Source organism: Velazquezella soli (genome assembly GCF_977018685.1).
In genome coordinates this window covers 41,513-66,247 of sequence record NZ_CDRNXF010000001.1, presented here as the reverse complement: position 1 = coordinate 66,247, position 24,735 = coordinate 41,513, and the positions used below count along the sequence as shown (strand labels likewise).

The window sequence follows — 24,735 nt, the reverse complement described above, 5'->3', positions numbered from 1 at the left end:
AAGGACGTCGATCTGATGGAGAGTGCCATCTTCCGTCAATGCGTAACCAAAGCGGGCATTGGCAGGATCAAGCGCAAAGTCGATACGGCGGAAAGGAAGCTCGATGTAGCGAAAGTTCGGCTCGTCCGCGGGGTCAACAACGACAAGTCCCTTGGCGCCATAGTTACCGAGAAACACCTGCATGCTCTTGGCACCCAGCAACGTGCCGGTCGTCTCGCCGCTCGGCATGTCGGCAGGATAGTTCAGCATCTTGGTCACTGGGCCATCGGCGCTCACCATCACCGTCAGAATGCCTTCCTTGCATCCCGCTGCGAGGTAAGCGCCGGAAAAGGCTTCGCCGTGAATACCTGTGCAGGATGCGACATCACCTGTGGGCGTGCCGTCTTCCTTCACCGCACGCAAACCGACGCGCGTCGGAGCAGAATCGCCTTCGACCGGAGCATCGGAAGCGACCGTCGTTACCCAGCCGTTTCCGACAGGCGCCGCAAAACCATGATGAGCTCGGGCCTGCTTCAGGCGTATCGATCCAATCTGGCCATCGGTCAGCTCATGAGCGTCGACGATCTCGTTGTAGCCACCCTTGTCGAAGTTGATGACGATCTTGCCGTCATGGTCGATGACGTGAAATGGGCGCGGGCCGGTCAAGGCTTTTTCCACGGCCGACGGATCGGTAATCGTGATGTCGGAATGGTCACCATGCGAGTGAAGGGAAATGCCGCTATTGATAAAATTGACGGCATCATTGTCAGACTGAACCGCGACAACGCTGGCGCCTTCATTGACGCTGTAAAGCTTATTTTGGCCGACTGTGTCGAACGTCCAGCGCTTCTCGGGCTTGCTCAGGTCAAACGCCGTGACCTTCGGATCCTTATGGTCGCCGACGAACACGCGGTAAAGTGTTACACTGTCCTCATCATCCTGAGCGAGCGCCGCCGATCCCAGCAAGGCCGTTGATAGCGCCAACGCAGATGCGCCTCGGATTAAATGTCTCATTCATCTCTCCTATTTATGATATTACATAACATTCAAAAGGCGGCTTTTCCGTCAGTTGGACGGTGACTCAGCCGCGGTTGATCGCAGATGTGAGGGTTTGGACGTTGTGCCGCATCGTGTCGATGTAGGTCGACGCGGGTCCGCCGGCTGGCGACAGGGCGTCCGAATACAAGGTGCCGCCGAGCGTTAGTCCGGCTTCTGAAGCGATCTGCTCGACGAGGCGTGCATCCGAAATGTTTTCTGCAAATACGGCAGCACCACGCTTCTCGCGGATCTCACGAATAAGCGAGGCGACGTCTGCGGCAGATGCCTCAGATTCGGTAGAAACGCCCTGGGGCGCTAAGAAGGTCACGCCGTAATCCCGCTCGAAGTAGCGAAAGGCGTTGTGCGCGACAACCGCTACACGCCGCTCTTGCGGGATCGCGCTCACAGCTGCCTCGATCTCCTTGGCAAGAGCCGCCAACTGTTCTGTGTACGCGGCAGCATTTGCGTCATATGTCGAGCAGCCCTGTGCATCTGCTGCACAAAACGCTTTGGCAATGTTCTGGATGTAGATCTTGGCATTGCCTACAGACTGCCACGCATGGGGATCGTTCGGCGTTGCATGAAAGACCGCCTTTCCATCGACATAGTGATAATGGCCACCCGCCGGATCATTCAAGATGTCCGCGCCCTCGGTCAAAACGGTCACTTTTGCTGTAGCTTCGCTTGCTTGTATCAGGCGGTCCATGAAGCCTTCAAAGAGCAACCCGTTGACTAAAATGACGTCCGCTTTGGCCAACGCCAAGGCATCCGCTGGCTTTGGTTCGTAAACATGGGCATCACTGTTCGGACCAACCAGTGTTCGCAGAGCGATACGCTCGCCGCCGACAGCTTTCGCAAAATCGCCGATGATCGAGAAACTGGCGACGACAGATAGCTTTTCCGCACGCGCGAGCGCTGGAACAGCCAATGACGCAAGTGACATGACGGCCAACGTGGTGATGAACTTATTGAGGTTCTTCATAATGTTTCCAGTGCAGTTCAAGCGCTACGGTGAGCGGTGCGCCGCAGGCGCGACAGAAGCAGGCCGCGAGGGCTCGCAATGACCGAGATAAAGTAGACAAAACCTGCCGATAACATGATCGCTGGTCCGGATGGCAAAGATGCGTGGTAGGACAACAGGAGGCCCACGGCCGAGGAAACCAGCCCGATAGCAACCGACAACAGACACATTGTTGCAACGCTTTGCGTCCAGAAGCGTGCGCCAGCCGCAGGCAGTATCATCAAGCCGACCGCAAGCAAGGTGCCAAGCGCCTGGAAGCCGGCGACCAGATTGGTGACGACCAGGCCAAGAAACAGAAAATGTACCCGCGAACCGAGGCGTGACACGGAGCGAAAAAACAGTGGGTCCATACATTCAGCCACCAGCGCACGTCCAAAAATTCCGAGGGCGCAAAGCGTGGTCACCGACACCATGGCGATCAGGATCAATGCATCATTGTTCAGCGCCAGCACCGTTCCGAACAGGACGTGCATAAGATCGACACTTGAGCCCCGCAAAGAAACCATGAGCACGCCAAGCGAGAGTGAAATCAGATAAAAGGCGGCCATAGAGGCGTCTTCTTTCTGAATCGTGAACCGGGCGACGGCGCCGGCCCCCAGTGCTACGACCACGCCGGCAATCAAACCACCAATGGTCATAGGAATGATCTCGAGGCCGTAAAGCAGAAAGCCAGCAGCCGCACCAGGCAGGATCGCATGCGCCATTGCATCGCCAGTCAGGCTCATGCGGCGCAACATGAGGAAGACGCCGACCGGGCAAGCGCTGAGCGACAACATGAACGCACCAAACAGCGCCCTCTGCATGAACCCGAACTCTACGAAAGGCTGGATAAAAGTTTCATACAGCATACTGATCACACCCCGCCACGCGCCGATGGCGCTGCTACGCCGTCATGACCATCCGGCGTCCCATGATGAAGATTGCGAGCTGATTGCCCACACCACGGGGCATTCTCGTCCCATGCCTCGCCGAATTGGCGTGCGCGAAGCAGATTTTCGGCAGACAATGTCTGGCGCGCCTCGCCCCATGCGACCGGGCGCCGCGCCAGAAGAAGCGCCTCGGGAAAATGCTCGCGCACCAGATCAAGGTCATGCACCACGACCATGACTGTGCGATCTTGACCCTGCCAGTGCTTGATGAGACCGATCAGGTCAGAAAGCGTCCTGGCATCGACAGCATTGAAGGGTTCGTCGAGCAGGATCAGGTCAGCATCTTGCACCAGAACACGAGCAAACAACGCGCGCTGCATCTGGCCTCCGGAAAGGGTATCGATGGAGCGTTTCTCAAACCCTTCCAGGCCGACGGCCATCAACGCCTGCAATACCGATTGCCTATCTTCTGCGCTATGGCGACCCAGAAGGCCCCTTTTGGGCCAGAGACCGAGCGACACCAGGTCATGCACACGAGCGGGAAATGACCGATCCAGCTCGGAGAGCTGTGGCAAATAAGCGAAGCGGGTGCGGGGTGCTATCGAGCACGTCCCGCTCATGGGCCTCAACAAGCCAACGATACCCTTCATAAGGGTCGATTTACCTGAGCCGTTCCCGCCAACAACGGCCACGAGGCTTCCTTTGCGTACGACACCGGTCATGTGATGCACAGCAGGATGGCGATTGTAGCCCAAGGTCAGATTGTCAAAGGCAAGGCATGCTTCAGTCACGACTACTGTCTATCTCCCGCGGCCCGTGGGGCGCAACGCGCCGTTCACCATGTAATGTTATTACGTTTACCGACTTGGAAGAAAGGACGCAACCCTGACGAAACGAAGTTCGCCGATTTTAAACAGAGGGGCAAACGGCCGGGAATCGCGTTGTCGATGGTTCACGAACTGCTTCGATGCACGCATGCACCGGGCGCGGACAAGCAGTCTGGGATCCTGGCGCAGCACAGCGATCCCAACGGCATGGCGACGCTTGGTCAAGAACTCGGCGAGCGGCAGCCGAGTGTCGCGCATAGTGCTTCTTTACGTCGCCTGCGATGTTTCGATCCTCGTCGTCTTACGGGTGGCGTGGATGAAGGCGGCGACAAAGATTATCGAGAGCAGAAGCACTATGGTTGGCGCCGGTGCACTGTCGATGAAGAAGGACAGATAGACGCCGACGAAGGAACCGATCACCCCAATCGTGAGGGACAGGAGCAGCATGGAGCTGAGTGTGCGGGTCAGCACAAATGCGATGGCACCCGGCGCGATCAACATAGCGATGGCTAAGACTATGCCAACGGCCGGCAGGGCGCCAACGATTGTCAACGAGATGAGGCAAAGCAACCCGTAGTGCAAAAGGTTGACCCGCAAGCCAACGGCTCTGGCTTGCGCAGGATCGAAAGCGTGGAGAAGAAAGTCTTTCCACTTAATGCCGATCATGCCGGCGATGAAGGTGGATATGATGGCCGCTTCTGCGATGTCGCGCCAGGAGACACCCAGCATGTCGCCAAACAGGATATGGTCGAGATGCACGTCCGACTGGATCTTGACGTAGAGCACCAGGCCAAAGCCGAACATGCCGGAGAAGACCACACCCATTACCGTATCGCGCTTGATGCGACTGTTATCACTGAGGAAGCCCGTCGCGATGGCGCAGAACATTCCGGCGATGAAGGCGCCAATGGCGAAGGGAATGCCAATGATGTAGGCAACGACAACGCCCGGAAAGACGGCGTGCGAGATCGCGTCGCCTATCAGCGACCACCCCTTGAGGACCAGGAAGCATGACAGCAGCGCCATGGGGATTGTGGCGACAACTGCGATTACCAGCGCATTGACCATGAAGTCGAACTGGAAGGGCGAGAGAAGCGTGTCTAGATTACTCATAGTCCCGTCTCCATTGCTCGTTCGGCGCGGCTGCGGGCAGCGAGCATTCCGTGTTTTGGTGCAAGTAAGAACGCAGTCAGGAAGACTGCCGTCTGCAACACGACGATGATGCCACCTGTCGCTCCGTCGAGAAAATAGCTCGCATAAGCTCCAACAAAGCTAGTGACCGAACCAATGAAGAAGGCGATGGTGAGCAGCCTGGGAAAGCGGTCGGTCAGCAGGTAAGCTGTTGCGCCCGGTGTGACGACCATGCAGATGACGAGGAAAGCGCCGACCGTCTGAAGGGCTGCAACTGTCGAAGCCGAAAGCAATGTGAAGAACATGATCTTGAGAGCAATCGGGTTAATGCCGATTGACCGGGCGTGGCTCTCGTCGAAAAAAGCGACCATCAGGTCTTTCCATTTCACCAGCAGGATCGCCAGCGAGACAAAGCCAATGGTAGCGAGCTGGAGCGTATCCCCGGGCGTGATTGCAAGGATGTTCCCAAGCACAATGGTCTGGACGTTCACGGAGGTGGGTGAGATCGACGCCATAAACAGTCCAAGCCCGAAGAAGGCAGAGAGGATTAGCCCGACGATCGCGTCTTCCTTGAGCTGGGTGCGGTGGTTGAAGAAAAGGATGGCCGCGGCGGCGAGTCCGCCGGAAAAGAAAGCGCCGATCGAGAATGGTAGGCCCAGCATGTAGGCTCCGGCCACGCCGGGGACGACGGAATGGGAGAGCGCGTCGCCGATCAGTGACCAGCCTTTCAACATGAGATAGCACGAAAGGAAAGCGCAGACGCCGCCCACCAAGGCGGAGACCCACATCGCGTTCAGCATGTAGTTGTAGGTAAAAGGTTCAAGGAGGATCGACGTCATTTCCTGCCTCCATTGGCGTCGTCCGTCTCTCCGACCGTTGGCTTGCCACCTTGCAGGATCAATGGCCGCTCGTCGTCCCGGAAGACACCGAACGGCGCCGGCTTGCCGCTCAGAACAAAGTGACGAAGAACGCCACCGAAGGCCTTTTCCAGGTTTTCCTGCGTGAAGGTCTCGCCCGTCGGGCCATAGGCGAGCACCGTGCCCTTGATCAGGATAGTTCGGTCGCAGAACTCCGGCACGGAGCCGAGGTTGTGTGTCGAGACCAACATGACGCGGCCCTCGTCGCGCAGTTCGCGCAACAACGTGATGATCTCGTCCTCGGACTTGACGTCAACGCCGGTGAACGGCTCGTCGAGCAGAATAATTTGGCCGTCTTGCGCAAGAGCACGGGCGAGGAAGACGCGCTTCTTCTGTCCCCCCGACAGTTCGCCGATCTGACGCTTGCGAAACTCGCTCATGTTGACGCGGGCAAGCGCCCTAGAAACGGCCTCATGGTCGACGGCTTTCGGAATGCGCATCATCCCCATACGACCGTAGCGCCCCATCATGACGGCATCCTCGACCAGAACGGGAAAATTCCAATCGACTTCTTCCGCCTGCGGCACATAGGCAATGAGATTCTTCCGCAGCGCTTCTGGGACCGGCATACCGAGCACACGGATTTCGCCCTTGGCGAGACGGATGAAGCCCATCATCGCTTTGAATAGCGTGGACTTACCCGAGCCGTTGATGCCAACCAGCGCAGCAATCGATCCGGTCGGAATCTGGAAACTTGCGTCTCTGAGTGCCGTATGACCGTTTCGATAGGTAACGGTAGCGCCGGTCACGGATATCCCGACCCCTCCGGAGCAGTCGATAGGCTGTTTCTGCAAGCTGGGTTGCGCGTTCATTGGATGTTCCTTTAGTCAGCTTAATCGACATGCCCGCCATTTGAGGCAAGCTCGGCGGCCTCGGGGATTTGCGGGTCAGAACGAGGAAGCCAGGCCCTTGGCGATCGTGTCTGACGTGACACGAAGCAGATCGATATAGGTCGGGACTTTGCCATCGGCCTCGGTCAAAGAGTCTACGTAAAGAACGCCGCCATATCTGGCGCCGGTTTCACGAGCCACTTGCTCGGCAGGCGCTGAAGAGATCGTGCTTTCAGAAAACACGACACCGATGTTGTGTTCGCGCACCGCGTCGATCACCTTGCGAACCTGCTGCGGCGTTCCCTGCTGGTCGGCGTTGATCGGCCAAAGGTAGAGTTCCTTCAGATCAAAATCGCGGGCAAGATAGGAGAAGGCACCTTCGCTCGATACCAGCCATCGCTTGTCCGCGGGAACGGTTTTAAGCTGAGCCCTGATAGGCTCGATCGCTGCCGTGATTTTCGCCTTGTAGGCCTCGGCATTGGCTTTGTAAGTCTCGGCATTGGCCAGATCGTACTGCACGAAGGCGTCGCGGACGTTGTCGACATAGATCAGCGCGGCGGCCGGCGACATCCAGGCATGGGGATTCGGCTTACCGGTATAGGGGCCTTTAGAGATACCCATCGGCTCGACACCGTCTGAAACGACAACGCTTGGGACCTCCTTCAGGTTCTGGAAGAACTTCTCGAACCAGAGTTCGAGATTGAGTCCGTTCCAGAAGATAAGCTGTGCACCCTGCGCCCGCTTAATATCGCCCGGTGTAGGCTGGTAGTTGTGAATCTCGGCGCCCGGCTTAGTAATCGACTCGACGATCGCCGCGTCGCCCGCAACGTTTTTCGCAATATCTGCGATAACCGTAAAGGTTGTCACCGCCTTGAACTTACCTTGCGCGGTAGCAGGCCCGACCATCGTAACAATGGCGAATGCAACCCCTATCATAACGACCAACAGCGAATGCCTTACCTTATCAAACATACGTTCACCTTTTTGCTATTGCGACTGAATTGCAATTCTCTGTTGGACTAAGCCTCATTCGATCAGACCATGTGCGGGAGAACGGGGGGTCGCCGCGTCTCAATAGTCTGCAAATGCAACTGAATTGCAACAAGGAATCGCTCGAGGCATTTGACAAATGCTTGATCGGCTAGATACGTGAGCGGTTCCCCACCAGGCGGCTCGGCACCAAAACGCATCGGAAGCGGGCTCGCCTAGGCCTCCTCGACGCGATGACCTTGACCATTGTATCCATCGCTTGGCTCCTGGATTATATGTCATGCAAAACCGGATGGGCATAGATTACGACGCCGTTGCGAAACGATGGCTGGCAACATGGGGATCCTAGGAGTACCTGAATTACCCCTGTCAGGATACGCCGGACGTCATGGAGCGACAGCGGCTTCGCTTTCTTCTGCAGGACAGAGCGGCACTTGTGGCGAAAATTATCAATCACGTATGGGAAGCTGCGTTGCCAGATGGATGATTAGCAGATCCACATGCTTGCGCAGATGCAGACACGATCTCCGCGTTTGCATCGACCCTGCTTTTGAACAGATACGAACCGGCGACAAACCAGAGCGCTTTCTCGCTAGACTAATTGGCCGCAGACATCCTTTCGGCATTGCACACGGGCAGGAAAAACGAAAAAGCCTGCCGCGGGAGGAGCGGCAGGCTTTCGAATAATCGAACAGCGGCTGGGAGGAGGAGCGCCGTTGTTCTGCCAGGTGCCCCATGGGAGGAGCGTGGGCGCCTGGAACACGAAGCTCTGCGGGAGGAGGTGCATCGCTTCGTCGACGCCAATCTACTCTAGCCAGCGATATCAGTAAGGAGGTCAGGCGCAACGCAGCTATGCGTTTTACGCATCGCCCGCTCAGCAAACGCCTAAAAGTTGTCCTGTCAGGCCTTAAAACGATCAAATGCCGTTAGGATCTTGATTAGGGGATCTGCTTCGGGATACTGGTAGATCTCGGTTCGCAGATAGCGAAGCTCGTCCTCTAGGTCGGGCTCATCAACCTCTATCCACCAGCTTTTAGGCCCACCCTCTGCCCCGTCCGACCAACGATAGCCACGAGCCTTCAGATGATCTTTGAAATCGTAAGGGCTGTTTTCCGCGAAGATACGGACACGTGACCGCTGGCTCGCGTTGTAAAGCTCTGCGAATGGTGAGATGCCGTCGGCTTCACCCTTCCGATCGAGGATCTCCAGTAGCGCAAAGCAGTCGTCAACCGCTCGATGGCCATTGTGGAAAAAGCCAGCCTGTCCGATCAGGTAACCGAGCTTCGTGCCCTCGAAGCCCCGCGACGACCAGTCGATTTCGGCGTTCGAGCAGGCCCATGCCTTGCCGGAAAACATCGGCGAAAATGCCTCGCAGAAGGGGCGGTCGAAGCTGGCATTGTGGGCGATAACTAGATCGGCAGGTTCGATGAGCGACCGTAGCTCCGGTATATCAATGAACTGACCGGCGACCATCTCGTCCGTGATACCAGTAATCTTGGTGATTTCGGCTGGGATCGCGGTTCCGGGCTGCTGCAGGCCGCCATACACTCCGGTGATATCGCCGATAGTCCCATGTTCGCCGAAGGTAAAGGCAATGACGCCAATCTCGATAATCTCGGCTTTGCGATGATCGAGACCGGTGGTTTCCGTGTCGATGATGATGCCATGCAGAGGGTATTGGGGTCGAACGCTGCCTGTGACCTGACGAGGTTCAAGCTTGTGCAGGATCCGGAAGCGGCCCGTCGCGGCGAGATGCGCCAGCATCTCAGCCTCTTCCATGGGTTGGCTCTTGACGCGTCTGTCCCGTGAGGGGGAGTAGACCAGATCCTCTTGGCCGTTCGCCGGGTCGATGAACATATCGAATTGGGCTGGCTCGCCCGTTTGATGCTGTTGCGTCATCTTCTCAAAATTATCATGCACTGACATCGCTGTGTAGCTCAAAACCCGAGTGACGCGAAACGGCCCAATCCCATTTTTCGATTGGGCGGCCTCATGCGCTACCGCTCGAACCGCTCAAGCATCTTTCTTAGTTGCGCGTTCTGCAGTCGAAGCTTTTCCGCCAGTTGGCCTGTGAGCAGCCTGATCTCGTCGTCGAGGCTCAGCGTATCGTCTGACGGGCTGCTTTGGTCAGGCGGGAAAGGCGCTGTTTCAACTGGCTTCGGTCTCTTGGCTCGACCCATCTGCTTGCGCGGTTTGTTCTCTCCTCGCACCTGCAAATCCACTGCGTCCGGAGATGGGATGACGGCGATGTCCGGGAGATCGGAGGGCGTCAGATCACCAGCGACAACGTCAGCTACGACATTGGCTGGCATGTCATCAGCTCCGCTTGCAGCGCTTGCAATCGCCGGAGGCTCTACCGAAACAGGATCCGTTCTATCAGTCGGTGGCAGCTCAGCAGCTGCGCGTGCGCTTGAGACCGATGGGCTCTCCTCAGCAGCGGTCTCCACTGGGCCGGAAAGAGCCAGGACATTCGGCTTCGCATCGGCAACCACCGCGTCCTGCTTCGACTCACGGCGGCGTGGCACAAGTCGGCTTAGAAACTTCCAGGGAGATGCCATGAGACAGGCCTCGCATCTGTTATCGGTCTATGCGGGTTCAGTCCGGCGACGGTCTGATCGCCGCTAAGCTGACTATCTAGATTAGAGATATGAGAAGCTCCCGACCGCAGCGGGCAGATCAATCGAGATTAAGCTTTTTCCGCAAATCAGCATTTTCAGCACGAAGCTTTTCGGCCAGCATCTTGCGCAGCTTTTGGTTCTCCGCCTCTAGCTGCAGCAGATCAGCCATTTCGTCGCCAGCTGAAGTCGCAGCGTCATCAGCGATCCGGTCAGGCGTCGGAGCAGGCTTCGGCGCGGCGGGCTCGACCGGCGTTGGGTCTACGCTCACACGTGGCTTGCGGCCCCGCTTTTTGCGGCCATCGGTATCGGCTGGTGCACTCTCCGCGGTCGTTGCGACAACGGAGTTCTTCTTCGCCCGAGGCTTACGCTGCTTCTTTGCGGCCACAGGCGCGTCTTCCTGTGCGGGCGCTTCAACGTCGTTGATTGTATCGGTATCGTTGGCCATGATCATCCCCTTCGAATCTTCAGCAGTTGTCGCCGTCGCATCCGGTGGTGTCAATAATGGCTGAGGGGATACTACCGAAGGCAATTGTACGTTTAGGCCGGCTTCATCCATCTTCAGACCTTCCGGCAGCGACGGCATCGCCTCCTCCTCTACGTCACGGGCAACGGACTTAAGGTCCATGTTTCCCCAGATGGAGGTGGGGTTGGCGTCAAGCTTTCGGCGTCCGGATTTGTACGCGACGGCAAAACTACGTTGTGTTTTCTTCACTTGAAACGCTTTCGGATCCTCGGAGAATATTGCCGCGACGGTCCAGCGCGGCTCGGTGCTCACCGATAGCAACTACTCCGGTGTCGGTCCATCCCGACAGCGATTCTCTTGTTACTGGACACTTGCACTGAGCGCAAACGCGATCGCTGAGCAAAGGCACCCGGTTCGGAATCGAAACTTCCCTAGCCCGTCGCTACTTCCCTGAAGAAGAAGCTATCGCACAATTGATGCGGACAACAGCACCGCAGATATTTCGGCATCATCCGGATCGGTGACAAGCAGGATGTCCAATCTATCACCGTTCTCGTGGGCGCTGATACCCTCCACTTTGTGAGGGCGGTCAAGTTGCTCCATACCGAGTAGCTGGCCATCGTGACTGACGATGCCGATCGCAGCACCGATGCAAGGCCCATCGCGATAAGCATTCTCCGTATCTTCCGACACTGCGCAGAACACCATGTCACCGTTAGCCAGAGCCGTTGCGTCCGTAAAGCAAAAGGGCACACCGGCGATGTAACCAAGGCTGATCCTGTTGATAGCGGACGGCCGGATCGGATCGGTCTTGGCACTTTGCAACGCAGCGAGGACCTGCCAGACAGAGTAGCTGATGATCGCGTCGTTGGCCTGACCCTTGTTGCCGCGCTGGAACAGGCGCAATTCATCGCCAATGATGACCGCGCCCTCAATGTTGAGCTCATCAAATGCTTCGTGAAGTGGACGGAGAATAGGGGACATGTCCAATTCCCGAGGCGGACCCAAGACAGTCCCATCGCGGTCAAGAGCAACGAGGGCGACGCGTCCTCGGTTCGGCCTTGATCCCGATCCGAGAGCCAGCAGTGCGCCATGCGGAAAATTCTCGAAAGCTGGAACCAGAGTGAGCGCTTCAAGGTCTGGCTTCATCCGTTTTCGCGCAGCTTTTTTGTCGGGCAACACGCCCTCGAACAAACGCACGAGCCGTCCCGGATCTGGCGAATTTTTGAAAACACACCCAGATGAAGCTCGTCATCGGCAACAACGTAAATTGTCGAGCCCACGCATACGAGGCCGCTTGCGGCGCTCAAATGCAAAGGTCGCTTTGTTGAGGTCGCCGCAGCGATGTTGAGAGCACGTATCTCGGTAACGTTGATCATCGCTGTGTCTTATCAGGCCCGAGAGAATGGCTCCAGCCCACACTCTGGTGAGGAAGCTGCTGCGTGCACGAGAATTTAGATGGCCCTGGCCTTATACCCGAGATGTACCAGAGTAGTTGGCGAAGAATGCTCTTCTATTCGAGGTGGCATAGGCCGGAGCTGCACATTGTGCATGGATACTCCGTCGTTTTGGCGGTTCGGTTTAGTCTGTGCGGGCGGCTGTTGCACTGAGTTCGAAAGACGCGTGGTCTTTTCCGGTCACGCGCGCGCCGCATAGAGCGGTGCACTTTGGGGTACGATTTATCCGAAAGCCGCCAGCCACTATCTCTGAATTTTCTGGCTCCGGGCACGAACAAGCTTCCAGACAGGGGCAACGACATTCCCCATTGCAACCAAGGCAATAGCGCCAACAAGGATGGCAATGGCTGCTTGCATGGCGGATGTGGCGAACCATCCGACGATCGCCGGAACGAAGCCGAGGGCTGTCACGACGGTGGCGGACGCATCGTGGATAACATGTTCAGGACCGGCGTAACCAAGTTCTGCCATACCATGAACGAGAATGCTTCCTCCGACCCAAAGCATAGCCGCCGTGCCAACGGCAGCCAGCAGCTTGAGGAAGATCGGCATGCCGTAGACCAGCCCCCTACCCGCGACCCTGGCTATTGATGATGAGGTATTGGCCATGGCGATGCCGACATCATCTGCTTTCACGATCAGCGCGACGAACCCGTAGACTGCAAGCGTGATCAGGATGCCGACGGCGGCTAGCACGAAGCCCTGCATGTAAATACTTGTCTGAGAAATGTCAGCCAAAGTCAGCGCCATGATTTCAGCAGACAGGATGAAGTCGGTGCGGACCGCACCGCTGACTTTCTGGTTCTCTAGGGCAACGGGATCTGTCTTCACGCCGAGCACTTCCTTTTCATGGCCATGCGCTGCATGCGGGAAGAACACTGCATAGAGCTTCTCAGCGCCTTCGTAGCAAAGATAAATGCCACCGACCATGAGCAGCGGTGTGATAACCCATGGCGCGAAATACCCCAGCAGCAGGGCGGCCGGAAGGAGAAACACGAGCTTGTTTTTCAGCGACCCGAGCGCAATGCGGCCGATGATGGGCAGTTCACGCGCGGGGCTGAGACCCACCACGTATCGCGGCGTGACTGCAGCATCATCGATGACGATGCCGGCCGCCTTAGTCGTGGCTTTGGCGGTCTGCGCTGCGACATCATCGAGCGATGCGGCGGCGAGTTTTGCAATTGCCGCGACGTCATCAAGAAGCGCGATGAGACCAGTTGCCATGAGTTTGATTACGTCCTTGAGATGGGCGCCGCTCGAGCGAGCCGTTAAATGGATTAGTGTTTTAAACTGATCAGGGAACGAAAACCGAGATCGCCTTCTCCCTGATGCTGAACGTCACCGGCGTCTTCGTCTTCAACTCACCGTCAAGGTTGACGGCACGCGGCCTGCTGGTCCGGATCGTCAGAGCCTTGGTGGAGAAGGCGCGGACATCCGTCCATTCACCGTGAGTGCCCTTTCTTAAACTCGGAAGCAATGCCAGCAGCTTCCACCAGTGGTCAACTTCGAGACTATAGAAGTCGAGCAAGCCGTCGCTTGCCGTCGCGTCCTCATGAACCGTCATCCCGCCACCGTAGAAGCGACCATTTCCAACCGAGACCTGTAGCGTGCGAAGTTCTTCGGTGCGACCATCATGTTCGAGAGTTGCGGTGAAAAGCCCGGATCGGGCAAGCAGACGGGCTGCAACCATGCCATAGCCGAGCTTGCCCCAGCGCTTCTTAGCCTTTTCGGTTAAGGACATCGCCAGGTCAGCACTGAAGCCGACGCTCGCAACATTGAAAAACAGATAGCCGTTCGCATCACCGAGATCGATATCCGTGGTGTTGCTCTTGGCAATGACATCGATGGCGGCAGTCAGGTCGACAGGGAGTCCGATGGTGCGTGCAAAGTCATTCGCCGTACCGAGAGGAAGGACGCCTAAAGGCAGCCCCGTATTCAGCAGGCCCTTTGCTGCCGCGTTCAAGCTTCCATCGCCGCCACCAACAATGACGTATTGGACGGAGTTGCCATGCTCTTCGATAGCGTGTGACGTCGTGCCAGTATAACCCACGGGTAGTTCAACAAACTGAATCGAGGCTTGGGCAAGTAACTTTCGAACTTCGGGCAGTCGGACCTTGCCGCTTCGGGAATTCGGATTGACCAGCAACAGTGCCGTTTTACCTATCATGCGGCGGTATCCCTGCGCGTACATCAAGTGTGCGAAAGCGGCTAACACGTAGCAGGTTTTAACGTGCTGTTTAAAATCAACCTATGCTCATATGTGCACTGCAGCATAAACCGTCAATGGTGCTCTCGCGCTTCTCTGTGACGATCGCCATCCTGGAGGGAAATGAAACTCTGGTTCCAGAGTTCATCACCACTTGTTCATCCTTCACTTCTTAAACCTTCAGGGTCCGACCTTTAAGAAAGAGTGCGAGGCATGCCAACCGCCGATATCGTGCAGCCTCCTCATCGTTGGAAGGACCGCGTATGCTCCGGTAAGCCCCGAAAGACTGTAGCTGCATCTGATGATACTGGCGTCAGCTTAGGGATCGCTTATCTGGTCAGCTTTCTGACGTCTACCGACGAAAACTGCGGCATCACTATGCCTTTGAAAGAGAACCGGCCCCACGCTAAAGGCTAGGCTGTTCTCCGACGCCTTGATCGGACACGAACCTCCGAGACGGCACAGCGCTGTCCAGCCGAACTAATCGCCCGAAGACGTCCTTTCGGCATTGTTCGCGTACCTGAAGAACGAAAATGCCGGCCGCGGGAGGAACGGCAGACTTTTCGGGTAATCGAACGACGCCTGGGAGGAGGATTGCCGCTGTTCTGCCAAGTGCCTCATGGGATGAGTGGGCCTTAGACACGAAGCCATCCGGGGAGGAGTCTTCTTCGTTGATGAACATCTCCAAAAAATGGTATTTGTCATGTTGTGGTAAACCCGCGCTCGCGTTGCTGCGCAAAGCGAGCCGTTAGGAGCTATGTGCCCTTTGAATTTCTGGCATTCCATGGTTTGGCGCACGGATGGCATTCGGGTTATCTCCCCGGTCAAATGGAGACGCTTCGACGGTATGGTCGGCGCACTCTGGGAGGCGGAAAGCCAGGCAGGTGCCAACGGCTATTACCTCGCCGCCGATCCGCGCATCATGATCTTCTTCGACGACGTTTCATCGAGAGTCCGCATTTCGAACCAGAATGGCGACTTCGAGCGAAATTACCGGCCCTTGACCCGGGCAATCTACATTCCGGCGGGCGTGCCGATGTGGACGACGAGCACGTCACTTCATCGCTTCTCGCATCTAAACCTGCATCTTCATAAAGACCGTCTGCTGCGCTTCCTGTCGCCATCGGTCGGGCAGGCTGCCGCATTGTCAGCGCTGAAACAGCCTGCGGAATTACAGGATGCGCCGTGGCTGCAGGTGCTTGCCGGTCTGCTTGCCAAAGAACTGGACAATCCTTCTCGCCATGAGGTCTATGCGGAAAGCCTGGTCGGCAGCATCGTTACCGGACTGCTCGAGATCTCCGAACAGGGTGCTGGCAAAGCCGACGGCCGTCTGACCCAGGCGCAGATGAACAAGCTTGCCGCCCGCATCGACGCGCTTGGCGACTGCCGGATGACCGTCGCTGAAATGGCGGCCACCGTCGGCCTGTCCGAAAGCTGGTTTGCCAACGTCTTCAAGCAGACGACAGGCAAGACCCCGCTCCAATGGCAGCTTGCCAGGCGGATCGATCTTGCCAAGAAACTGCTGCTCGACAACGACCTGAGAGTTGCAGGCATTGCTGCACAGCTCGGTTTCTCCGACCAGGCGCATTTCACCAAGGCATTCCGGCAGGTTGCTGGCGAGACCCCCGCGGCGTGGCGGCGGATGCTGCAGGTTCGCTAGCCACGCGATCATCCCAAAGGAAAAGCCCACCCACTTTCAGGCGCGTGGGCTTTGTCGTTTCGAGTTCCGCGTTACCAGGTCTGGCGCAGCGTCGCCATAACGGTACGGCCGGGATTGTAATAGACGCCGCCGCTGTCCTGGCTGGCAATATGCTTCTCGTCGAACACGTTGCTCATGTTGAGCTGGAACGTCGTATTCTTCTGGATCTTGTAGGTGAAGGAGGCATCGAACAGGAAGGCGCTTTCCGACGATCCGCTATTGGCAAGGTCGAGGAAGTAGGAGTCCATGTATCGACCGCCGACGCCGAACGTCATGTCGCCGCGAGCGCCCTCGCCGTCCAGCGTGTAGGTCGTCCACACAGATGCCAGGTGCTTGGGTACGCGCATCAGGCGATTGCCGTCATTGACGCCACCGGGCTCGTCGATCTTGGAGTCGATATAGCTATAGGCTGCGATGACGTCGATGCTCTCGGTCACTTCCGCCTTGGCTTCAAGTTCGAAACCGCGGTGGCGGACCTTTTCAACTGTCGACGGCAGATAGGTGACGCTGTCGTAAACGGTAATATTGCTCTTCGTCAGGTCATAGACCGACGCCGTGAACAGCGCGGGGAAGGCTTCCGGACGGTACTTGATTCCAACCTCATACTGGCGTCCAGTCGTGGGCTCGGTACCGATGCCGGGAGGTGCAGCCGACTCGGCATAGCTTGCGAATGCTGCGACTTCCTCGGTGATCTTGTAGCTGACGCCGAACCGCTTGGTGAACTTGCTCTGCGTGTCGGAATCTGAAGCGGACGAGAAGAGATCGTCCTGGCTCAGATCGAACCAATCGTTGCGCACGCCGACACTGGTAGTTAGCTTATCCCAGAAGGTGAGATCCTGCTGCAGGTACAGACCCGTCGTCTTCTGGTCGTTTGCGGTACCGTAGGTGGGGTCGGTTGAAACCGGTCCGCCGGTATAAACCGGATCGGTGGTGCTGATCGGCGGTGCACTTGTATCGTACAGACCGTAATTGTCCGACTTGAAGTTGTTGTAGTCGATGCCGACGAGCGTCCGGCTCTCGACATTGTCGAAGTCCTTTTCGTACATCAGGTGCGCATCGACAACGAATTGCTCGGTTGAGGTATCGCTTCCAAAGAAGTAGCGATCCGCAAGGTTCGAGCCGTCGGTACGCGTATTGGACAAATAGGCGCTTCCGAACGCGGTGTCGGAATTGCTGTAGCGCGCTTTCGAACCGAAGCTCAGGCCGTTGTCGAAGTCGTGGTCGAACATCAGGCTGTAGGAATTGCGGTTGGTGGTCAGGAAGTAATAATCAGGCTCACCGAAGAACTTGTCGCGATCGAAGTCCGACCCGATCGGCTGACCGCCGCTGCCCGGAATGCCGTCCTTGTCGAGATGATCGAAAACGAAGGACAGGCTGGTAAGATCGGTCGGGCGCCATGTGAGGCCGCCCATCAGGAACTTCTCGTTGTCCTTGGAGTAATCGTATTCCGCATCGGCATTCTGGAACTTGCCGGTGAGACGGTAGGACAGCGTATCGTCTTCGGTCAGATTATCGCCGAAGTCGAAGCCACCTTCCTTGTGGCTGAACGAGCCGCCGGTCGCATAAACCTCTCCGAAGCGTTCGGTCTTCGGCAGCTTCGTCACGTAATTGATCGCGCCGCCCGGTTCGGCCGCGCCGAAACCCGAAGAACTGGTGCCCTTCAGAACCTCGATGCGCTCATAGGCATAGGGTTCTTCCTTGACGCCGCCGAATGTGCGGCCGATCGCCAGCCCGTCGCGGTAGGTGTAGGGCGTGAAACCACGAATATCGATATAGTCGTAACGATCGTCACCACCGTAATAGTCGGTGACAACACCAGCCGTGTACTGCACCACCTTCTCGACGCTGTCGGCACCGCGCTCCTCGATCTCCTTCGAGGTGATGACGGAGATGGATGCCGGCGCAACGAGGATATCGGTCGGCATTCTACCGACTGCGGTAGTCTCCGTCGCGACGATCGATTGGGAATCGTTGCTCGTATCGAGCGTCGTGCCACTTCCGCTGATGACGATCGGAGCCAATGTCGTATTGGAACCCGAATTGGCTTCCTGCGCGGCCAACATGGTCGGTGACAGTGAGACAAGCGCCATACAAGCGAGAAGGACAGCTTTTGAGGAGCGAGTGGTAAACCGGTACGCGCGGCGGCCTGCTATATCCATATTGCAAATTCCAAGGGTTGGCGTGATCTTTTCAGGGGAAAGGCCGCAAAGTCGTTACCCGCCCAAGCACTTGAAATGCTTTGGCCGCAGCAAATTGTCTTACCAGAAATGTGCCCTGCAACGCTGATAACTTGAGAATCGTTGTCCGGTATTGTATTTTTTCCGTAAATTGTAAAAAACCACGGAAATTGCAGGCCAAGATCTGCGCATCTGTCGGCTTCTCGTTGACGCCGTCTCGTGAACCTGAAAATGGAAGTCTACTTAAAACGAGGCAGAGGTCACCCTATGATGCGGTCTTTTCTCCTGGCCGTGCGATTTGCGGCCGTATGTCTTTTGTCTTCTCTTCCGGGCGTAGCGGCTGCTGCCGACGGTCAGACCTACCCCATCGTCCTCAAAAACGCGTTGGGAACGGCTGTTATCACGAAGAAACCCGTGCGTGTCGCAACCGTCGCCTGGGCCAACCACGAAGTGCCGCTGGCGCTTGGTATTGTGCCGGTCGGCTTTGCTCGCGCGAATTTCGGCGATGATGACGGTGACGGCGTGCTGCCCTGGGTGGCCGCAAGGCTGAAGGAACTCGATGCCAGTACGCCGGTCCTGTTCGACGAAGGCGATGGTATCGATTTCGAGGCCGTGTCGGCAACAAGGCCAGATGTGATCCTCGCCGCCTATTCCGGCCTCAGCCAGGCAGACTACGACACGCTGAGCCAGATCGCCCCAGTCGTTGCCTTTCCTGACGGGCCCTGGTCGACAGACTGGCGGGCGATGATCCGTCTCAACAGCGCCGGCATGGGCATATCGGACGAAGGCGAGGCCCTGATCACCAGGATCGAGGGACAGATCGCCGAGACGGTCGCCGGTCACCCGGAAATCAAGGGGAAGTCAGCGATGTTCATCACCCATCTCGACCCGACCGACCTCAGCACGGTCAATTTTTACACATCCCACGATACCCGCGTGAAGTTCTTTGCCGATCTCGGCCTGACCTCGCCCAAAAGCGTGGTGGAAGCATCGCGCTCAGGCAAGTTTTCCGGATCCGTCAGTGCCGAGCGGATCGATGCCTTCGACGACGTCGATATCGTCGTCACCTATGGTGGCGAAAAGCTTTTTGATGCGCTGAAAACCAATCCGCTGACCTCGCGCATGCCGGCAGTGGCGAAGGGCGGCCTCGTCATGCTCAGCCGCAATCCGCTCGGCACAGCCGCAAACCCGACGCCGCTTTCGATCTCCTGGCTGCTGACGGACTACGTGGCGCTATTGTCCAAGGCCGTGGGCACGACCGCTCCAAACTGATGATGACGGATCGCCGCCCCGATGCGAAACACCGCATATCGGCCATCGCGCTAACGAACCGCAACCGCGCCCTGTGGCTTGCCGGTGTCGTGGCGCTGCTCGCCGCGCTCTGCGCGTTGTCGGTGACGGTCGGCACACGTGATGTGAGCTGGAGCGATATCACTGCTGCTCTCGCTGGCCGGACGGACAACCTCGGCCAGGCTGCCGTCGCATTGCGTATCCCGCGAACGCTTCTTGGCGTCTTGGCCGGTGCGGCACTCGGTCTTGCCGGCACCGTGATGCAGGGCGTCACCCGCAATCCGCTTGCCGATCCCGGTATCCTTGGGGTCAACATGGGTGCGTCGCTCGCCGTGGTGATCGGCATTGTCTGGTTTCAGATCGAGACTGCGGGAGCGTATATCTGGTGGGCGATCGCAGGAGCGGCGCTCGCTGCCGTGTTCGTCTATACGATCGGCTCGCTCGGGCGTGGCGGCGCGACGCCGTTGAAGCTGGCGCTGGCGGGGGCCGCGACTTCAGTCGCCTTTGCGTCTCTCGTCATTGCCGTGGTTCTGCCGCGCGCCGATATAGCCGGCGGCATCCGCTCTTGGCAGATCGGCGGCATTGGCGGGGCGACATCAGAGAGGATCTGGCCGGTCCTGCCGTTTCTCGCCGTCGGCTTCGCGATCAGCCTTCTGTCGGCCCGCAAGCTGAATTTGCTGGCACTGGGTGACGAGCTTGCCGTCGGTCTGGGCGAACGGGTTGCCTTCGCTCGCGCCTCCGCCTCGATCGGCGCTATTCTTCTCTGTGGCGCAACGACTGCCGTTTGCGGCCCGATCGGCTTCCTCGGACTTGTGGTGCCGCATGTCTGCCGGCTGCTGGTCGGGATAGACCACCGCTGGCTTCTGCCGTTTTCGGCGCTCGGCGGCGCCTGTCTACTGATCGCCGCGGACGTTGCGGGCCGCATAGCCGCCCGGCCGGCGGAGATCGATGTTGGTATCCTGACTGCGCTGATCGGAGCGCCGGTCTTCATCTGGATCGTACGCCGCCAGCGCGTGCGAGAACTCTGACGATGGTTTCCACCTCGCTGCAGACACTGATTGCCAATCGCCGACGCCGACAGCGCCGCTACCGAAGCGTGGTTTCCATTCTGGCGCTGCTGGTCGTGGCGCTGTTTGCGCTCAGCCTCGCCATCGGTCAGACCGTGACGCCACCACTCGAGGTGATCCGTGTCCTGCTCGGCGAACAGATCGGAGGCGCATCCTTTACCGTCGGACAGCTGAGGCTGCCGCGTGCTGTGATGTCGGTTCTTGCCGGATTGAGCTTCGGTCTTGGCGGCGTCACCTTCCAGCTGATGTTGCGCAATCCGTTGGCAAGCCCGGACATCATCGGGATAACCTCAGGCGCAAGTGCTGCGGCGGTGTTTGCCATCATCGTCCTGTCGCTGAACGGTCCGATCGTTTCAGTCATCGCAGTCGTCGCGGGGCTCGGCGTTTCCATGCTCGTCTACGGCCTCTCCTTCCGCAACGGAGTGGCCGGAACACGGCTTATCCTGGTCGGCATCGGCATCTCGGCCTTGCTGGAAAGCATCATCGCCTATATCCTCTCCAGCGCACCGGCCTGGAACCTGCAGGAGGCGATGCGCTGGCTGACCGGCAGCGTTAACGGTGCCCAACTCGGCCAGGCATTCCCGCTTCTCGCTTCGCTTGCCGTGTTCGGCGGCCTTCTGCTCAACCGCAGCCGCGATCTGGAAGCGCTGCGCCTCGGAGACGATATGGCATCCGCCCTCGGCGTAGGAGTGGCGCGGACCCGCATGCTGATCATGGTTGCTGCCGTCGGCATGATCGCCTCGGCGACCGCCGTATCGGGGCCGATCGCGTTCGTCGCCTTCCTGTCTGGGCCAATCGCCGTTCGTATCGTCGGCAGTAGCAGTTCGCCGCTAGTTCCGGCAGCTCTGATCGGGGCGGTGCTGGTGCTGGCTGGCGATTTCGCCGGTCAGTTCCTGCTGCCGAGCCGTTATCCGGTTGGTGTCGTGACCGGAGCGCTGGGCGCACCCTACCTCATCTACCTGATCGTACGCGTCAACCGTACCGGAAGCGCCCTATGAACAGTGCAATGTCAGAACACACGCTCGAAGCCCACGGGCTGTCGACCGGTTACGGCACCGACAACATCCTGCATGACCTCGACCTGACGGTCCCGCCGGGCAGGATCACGGCCATCGTCGGCGCCAATGCCTGCGGCAAGTCCACGCTGCTGAGAGCCATGTCGCGGCTTCTGGCCCCGCGGGAAGGTCAGGTTCTGCTCGACGGCAAGTCGATCCACCGCATGTCGGCCAGGCTGCTTGCCCGGACCATGGGCCTCCTCCCCCAGTCGCCGATCGCACCTGAGGGCATCGCGGTTGCCGATCTGGTCAGCCGCGGCCGACATCCGCACCAGAACCTGTTTTCCCGTTGGACGCGTAAGGATGACGAAGCCGTCGATGCGGCATTGACCGCCACACGCACGACCGAACTTGCCGAAAGACCCGTGGACGAGCTTTCCGGCGGTCAACGCCAACGCGTCTGGATCGCCATGGCGCTGGCACAGGAGACCGACATCCTGTTGCTGGACGAGCCCACGACCTTTCTCGACATCAGCCACCAGATCGACGTTCTCGACCTTCTGACCGATCTCAACCGCGAGCGTGGCACGACTGTTGTCATGGTCCTGCACGACTTAAACCTTGCCGCTCGCTACGCCGACCATCTGGTCGCCATCGCAAAGGGTCGGGTCCATGTCTCCGGCTCCCCCGAAGAGGTCCTGACGCAACAGAACATCCGCGCCGTATTCGGGCTCGAAAGCCAGATCATCACCGACCCGGTCTCCGGCCGTCCCATGATGCTGCCGATCGGCCGGTATCGCGTTTTGGGGTGTTGAACGGCAAGGTCATATAGCTCCTTGATGGGACCAGAACCTACGACCCGGTCATTAGAGATCAAATCACTAAGATTCCTTAGGCAGTTTATCAGCTCATTAGTGGAGGAACGCTGTGTCAGCCTGCCGAGGGATTACAAGTTGGCGGGTCGATGAGCCCACGCCCTCCGCAATGACGACCAGATCGTACTGTTCGATCTTTCCGCTTACGAAGATAACCGAGACGGCATCTGCTACCTCCTCGCTCTCGATCGGGTCAAAGGGCGCAAGGTCGGCTTACAGGAACCACGCTTCGGCCGCTGTCAGCAGTTTCTTCTCGTCTCTCATTCCTTCCTGGAACAAGCGGAAAAGCAGCATCGCGAGCTCGTCGGGATGCGTGTCGTGTATCGGCACTGCCTGCGCAAATACTCTTTCGAGCAGAGCCAGATCTTCAGGCCGGAGAAGAACATCAGATGGAATTCTACCGCGCATAACGTAAGCTAGTGTGAGGTTGGTTGATTGGCAAGTGTTCGTGGAAGTATGATAGCGCTACCACTTTGTCGTCGGCTCGTTCTGACCAGCCTGCCACTGATCACAGAAACACGACCCAGACTTTGTTGCGGCGCAACAGGGTGGATCTTGCCACACTGGCGCTGAGCGGCAGCGAACGCGCCGCCCAGCGAGATCATGCTTCGCTCGGCTCCCTTGGTGCAGGCGGTTGGGAATGACGAGGCGACATTCCGGTTATATGCCGGGCAGCTTCAATGGCGCTCTCGGTTGAATGCAAACCGATGATGTTTTCTGTACTGAAAACCATATCACCTTCCACTAGGTGCGGGTCTGGCGGCGGCTAAAGATGCGACCGTCACATTCGATCCGCTGGCAAGTTGTATGACAGCGGGAAGCAACCCTATGCTTTAGTGCAGGCATGTAACGCCACGCTTAACGTTACGCCAACCATGTCGGCGGCATAGGAGGCTACGTAAAGAATCCTTCAAACATCTCCCTGTAAGCTTTGAGTCAAGGCAGGCAGAGCAATGCAGATCGATTTACAAACTCTCTGGTACTTAACAATCGGAACGCTGCTGGTGTCAGCGTCGCTTCTCCTTTGGGAAAGGCAGGCTCATCCAGGTCGCGCACGCGTGCTCGGTGTTATGGCCGCGGCTCTCTTCGCGTTCGTTCTCGGCTGCGCACTTGCAATGAACCGCAGCCAAATCCAGGTCGCGCTCGGCATGGGGGCGACGAACATCCTGATGATGTTGGGCTACCTTTTGGTCCTCAACGCCATCGCCGGCCTCGACGGTCACCGATATGTCTGGTCGTCTGCTGGAGCGCTAAGCCTCCTGGCTCTCGCCTGGGCGATCGCTGGCACGCACTTCCCGGCCGCCTTCTGGAACCATGTCTCGTCTGTCCCCATCACGCTGACCTGCGGCCTGACATCTTGGATACTTCTGCGCAGCCGCACGGTCCAGCGATTGCGCTCGCGTCCGATCGCAGTATCGATCTCGGCTTTCCACGCCGTGTTCTACCTCTGCCGCGCGTTCATTGCCCCTATCCTCCTTCAGCTGTACGGGCCAGATATTCTCTCCACCATCGGAAAGGCGACGATGTACGAGGCCGTCTTGTATTCTGTAGCGATGCCGATGTCTTTTCTGATGATCGTTCGAGAGGAGGAGAAGCAGCACCTGCTCCGCCTGTCGCAAACCGATCAGTTGACCGGGCTTGCGAACCGCCACGCCTTTTTTGAGCAGGCAGCTCGGATCATAAGGGAGCGGCAAGGCCACCCCGTCTCCCTGCTTGCCTTCGACCTCGACCACTTCAAGGCGATCAACGACCGTCACGGCCATCCAGTCGGAGATCAGATTCTCAAGCTGTTCGCAGAGACCGCCCGCGAAGAAGCGGGACCCGACGCGCTTCTTGTCCGGCTGGGTGGTGAGGAATTCGCCGCACTCCTGCCACGGTGCAACCATCATCAAGCTCTCAGTCGTGGCTCAGTGATCGCACGCCGGTTCGCCATCGCAGCCGCGCAAGCAGAGGGCCTGAAGACCCAAGCGACCGTCAGTATTGGTCTTGCGGCACCGGACTGCCATGACCTCGCCGAAATGCTCGCGAGCGCCGATGGTGCTCTGTACCGAGCAAAAGCCCTTGGACGAAACCGGGTTGAGACAGCCTGCCCACACCAATTGCCCGCGACGCCCTTGAGCCGTTCGCTTGCATCATAGGTCAGGGGCAACTGTGGCAGGGAGTACAAGCGCGAGTTTGGCATCTCCCCGCGCCATGATGTCCAAAACTCTTCAGTGGAAGCGGTTTGGTATGATCACGAGCACAACACGGCAGCGGTTGCAGCCTATCAAAAAGCAGAAGCCAGCT

General features: G+C 58.1%; 21 protein-coding genes. 6 read left to right on the top strand and 15 right to left on the bottom strand.

The genetic code is table 11. The features are described 5' to 3' along the window. Positions 1 to 1,060: 1,060 nt before the first annotated feature. The 14 genes from aztC to AC0JZ8_RS00245 form a co-directional block, all read right to left on the bottom strand. Positions 1,061 to 1,999: a zinc ABC transporter substrate-binding protein AztC gene (gene aztC / locus AC0JZ8_RS00310; RefSeq protein WP_471891296.1), complete on the bottom strand. Its 939-nt coding sequence runs from the start codon at positions 1,997 to 1,999 to the stop codon at positions 1,061 to 1,063. Between the two features lie 17 nt (positions 2,000 to 2,016). Continuing rightward, complete coding sequence (gene aztB, locus AC0JZ8_RS00305; RefSeq protein ID WP_471891487.1) at positions 2,017 to 2,892, bottom strand: zinc ABC transporter permease AztB; 876 nt, start codon at positions 2,890 to 2,892, stop codon at positions 2,017 to 2,019. Further along, positions 2,892 to 3,698, bottom strand: a complete 807-nt coding sequence (gene aztA / locus AC0JZ8_RS00300) for a zinc ABC transporter ATP-binding protein AztA (RefSeq protein WP_471891295.1) — start codon at positions 3,696 to 3,698, stop codon at positions 2,892 to 2,894. Before aztA ends, aztB begins: the two co-directional genes overlap by 1 nt. Before the next feature lie 303 nt (positions 3,699 to 4,001). After that, positions 4,002 to 4,847 (bottom strand): metal ABC transporter permease, encoded by an 846-nt coding sequence (locus tag AC0JZ8_RS00295; RefSeq protein WP_471891294.1) that lies wholly within the window; start codon positions 4,845 to 4,847, stop codon positions 4,002 to 4,004. Next, positions 4,844 to 5,704: a metal ABC transporter permease gene (locus AC0JZ8_RS00290; RefSeq protein ID WP_471891293.1), complete on the bottom strand. Its 861-nt coding sequence runs from the start codon at positions 5,702 to 5,704 to the stop codon at positions 4,844 to 4,846. The genes AC0JZ8_RS00295 and AC0JZ8_RS00290 overlap by 4 nt, the downstream gene beginning before the upstream one ends. Then, positions 5,701 to 6,594 (bottom strand): manganese/iron ABC transporter ATP-binding protein, encoded by an 894-nt coding sequence (locus AC0JZ8_RS00285; RefSeq protein ID WP_471891292.1) that lies wholly within the window; start codon positions 6,592 to 6,594, stop codon positions 5,701 to 5,703. Before AC0JZ8_RS00285 ends, AC0JZ8_RS00290 begins: the two co-directional genes overlap by 4 nt. Before the next feature lie 75 nt (positions 6,595 to 6,669). Continuing rightward, complete coding sequence (locus tag AC0JZ8_RS00280; RefSeq protein ID WP_156461743.1) at positions 6,670 to 7,548, bottom strand: metal ABC transporter substrate-binding protein; 879 nt, start codon at positions 7,546 to 7,548, stop codon at positions 6,670 to 6,672. A 954-nt stretch (positions 7,549 to 8,502) separates the two neighbouring features. Then, positions 8,503 to 9,501, bottom strand: a complete 999-nt coding sequence (locus tag AC0JZ8_RS00275; protein WP_471891486.1) for a 3'-5' exonuclease — start codon at positions 9,499 to 9,501, stop codon at positions 8,503 to 8,505. A 98-nt stretch (positions 9,502 to 9,599) separates the two neighbouring features. Beyond that, positions 9,600 to 9,914 (bottom strand): hypothetical protein, encoded by a 315-nt coding sequence (locus tag AC0JZ8_RS00270; RefSeq protein ID WP_471891291.1) that lies wholly within the window; start codon positions 9,912 to 9,914, stop codon positions 9,600 to 9,602. 364 nt (positions 9,915 to 10,278) lie between these two features. Next, positions 10,279 to 10,932, bottom strand: coding sequence for a transcriptional regulator (locus AC0JZ8_RS00265; protein WP_471891485.1), 654 nt, complete (start codon positions 10,930 to 10,932; stop codon positions 10,279 to 10,281). Between the two features lie 213 nt (positions 10,933 to 11,145). Then, on the bottom strand, positions 11,146 to 11,865 hold the full coding sequence (locus AC0JZ8_RS00260) for a DUF6910 family protein (protein ID WP_471891484.1): 720 nt from the start codon (positions 11,863 to 11,865) through the stop codon (positions 11,146 to 11,148). Then, entirely contained in the window at positions 11,829 to 12,062 is a 234-nt protein-coding gene (locus AC0JZ8_RS00255; RefSeq protein ID WP_471891290.1) for a DUF6929 family protein, read from the bottom strand. The genes AC0JZ8_RS00260 and AC0JZ8_RS00255 overlap by 37 nt, the downstream gene beginning before the upstream one ends. Before the next feature lie 321 nt (positions 12,063 to 12,383). Next, complete coding sequence (locus tag AC0JZ8_RS00250; protein ID WP_471891289.1) at positions 12,384 to 13,364, bottom strand: DUF808 domain-containing protein; 981 nt, start codon at positions 13,362 to 13,364, stop codon at positions 12,384 to 12,386. Between the two features lie 70 nt (positions 13,365 to 13,434). Further along, positions 13,435 to 14,307: a lipid kinase gene (locus AC0JZ8_RS00245; protein WP_471891288.1), complete on the bottom strand. Its 873-nt coding sequence runs from the start codon at positions 14,305 to 14,307 to the stop codon at positions 13,435 to 13,437. An 805-nt stretch (positions 14,308 to 15,112) separates the two neighbouring features. On the opposite strand from AC0JZ8_RS00245, the gene AC0JZ8_RS00240 reads away from it, so the two are divergent. Further along, positions 15,113 to 16,006 carry a helix-turn-helix domain-containing protein gene (locus AC0JZ8_RS00240; RefSeq protein WP_471891287.1) on the top strand — a complete coding sequence of 298 codons (894 nt, stop codon included), beginning with the start codon at positions 15,113 to 15,115 and terminating at the stop codon, positions 16,004 to 16,006. 71 nt (positions 16,007 to 16,077) lie between these two features. Here AC0JZ8_RS00240 and AC0JZ8_RS00235 read toward each other — a convergent pair whose 3' ends face one another. Further along, on the bottom strand, positions 16,078 to 18,204 hold the full coding sequence (locus tag AC0JZ8_RS00235; protein WP_471891286.1) for a TonB-dependent siderophore receptor: 2,127 nt from the start codon (positions 18,202 to 18,204) through the stop codon (positions 16,078 to 16,080). Between the two features lie 285 nt (positions 18,205 to 18,489). On the opposite strand from AC0JZ8_RS00235, the gene AC0JZ8_RS00230 reads away from it, so the two are divergent. The 5 genes from AC0JZ8_RS00230 (at position 18,490) to AC0JZ8_RS00210 (ending at position 24,587) form a co-directional block, all read left to right on the top strand. After that, complete coding sequence (locus AC0JZ8_RS00230) at positions 18,490 to 19,494, top strand: iron-siderophore ABC transporter substrate-binding protein (protein WP_471891285.1); 1,005 nt, start codon at positions 18,490 to 18,492, stop codon at positions 19,492 to 19,494. A gap of 2 nt (positions 19,495 to 19,496) precedes the next feature. Continuing rightward, positions 19,497 to 20,540, top strand: coding sequence for a FecCD family ABC transporter permease (locus AC0JZ8_RS00225; protein WP_113165864.1), 1,044 nt, complete (start codon positions 19,497 to 19,499; stop codon positions 20,538 to 20,540). A gap of 2 nt (positions 20,541 to 20,542) precedes the next feature. Then, positions 20,543 to 21,577 (top strand): FecCD family ABC transporter permease, encoded by a 1,035-nt coding sequence (locus tag AC0JZ8_RS00220; RefSeq protein WP_471891284.1) that lies wholly within the window; start codon positions 20,543 to 20,545, stop codon positions 21,575 to 21,577. An 8-nt stretch (positions 21,578 to 21,585) separates the two neighbouring features. Beyond that, positions 21,586 to 22,389: an ABC transporter ATP-binding protein gene (locus AC0JZ8_RS00215; protein WP_471891483.1), complete on the top strand. Its 804-nt coding sequence runs from the start codon at positions 21,586 to 21,588 to the stop codon at positions 22,387 to 22,389. A gap of 1,013 nt (positions 22,390 to 23,402) precedes the next feature. Continuing rightward, entirely contained in the window at positions 23,403 to 24,587 is a 1,185-nt protein-coding gene (locus tag AC0JZ8_RS00210) for a GGDEF domain-containing protein (RefSeq protein WP_471891283.1), read from the top strand. The last annotated feature ends 148 nt before the right edge of the window (positions 24,588 to 24,735 follow it).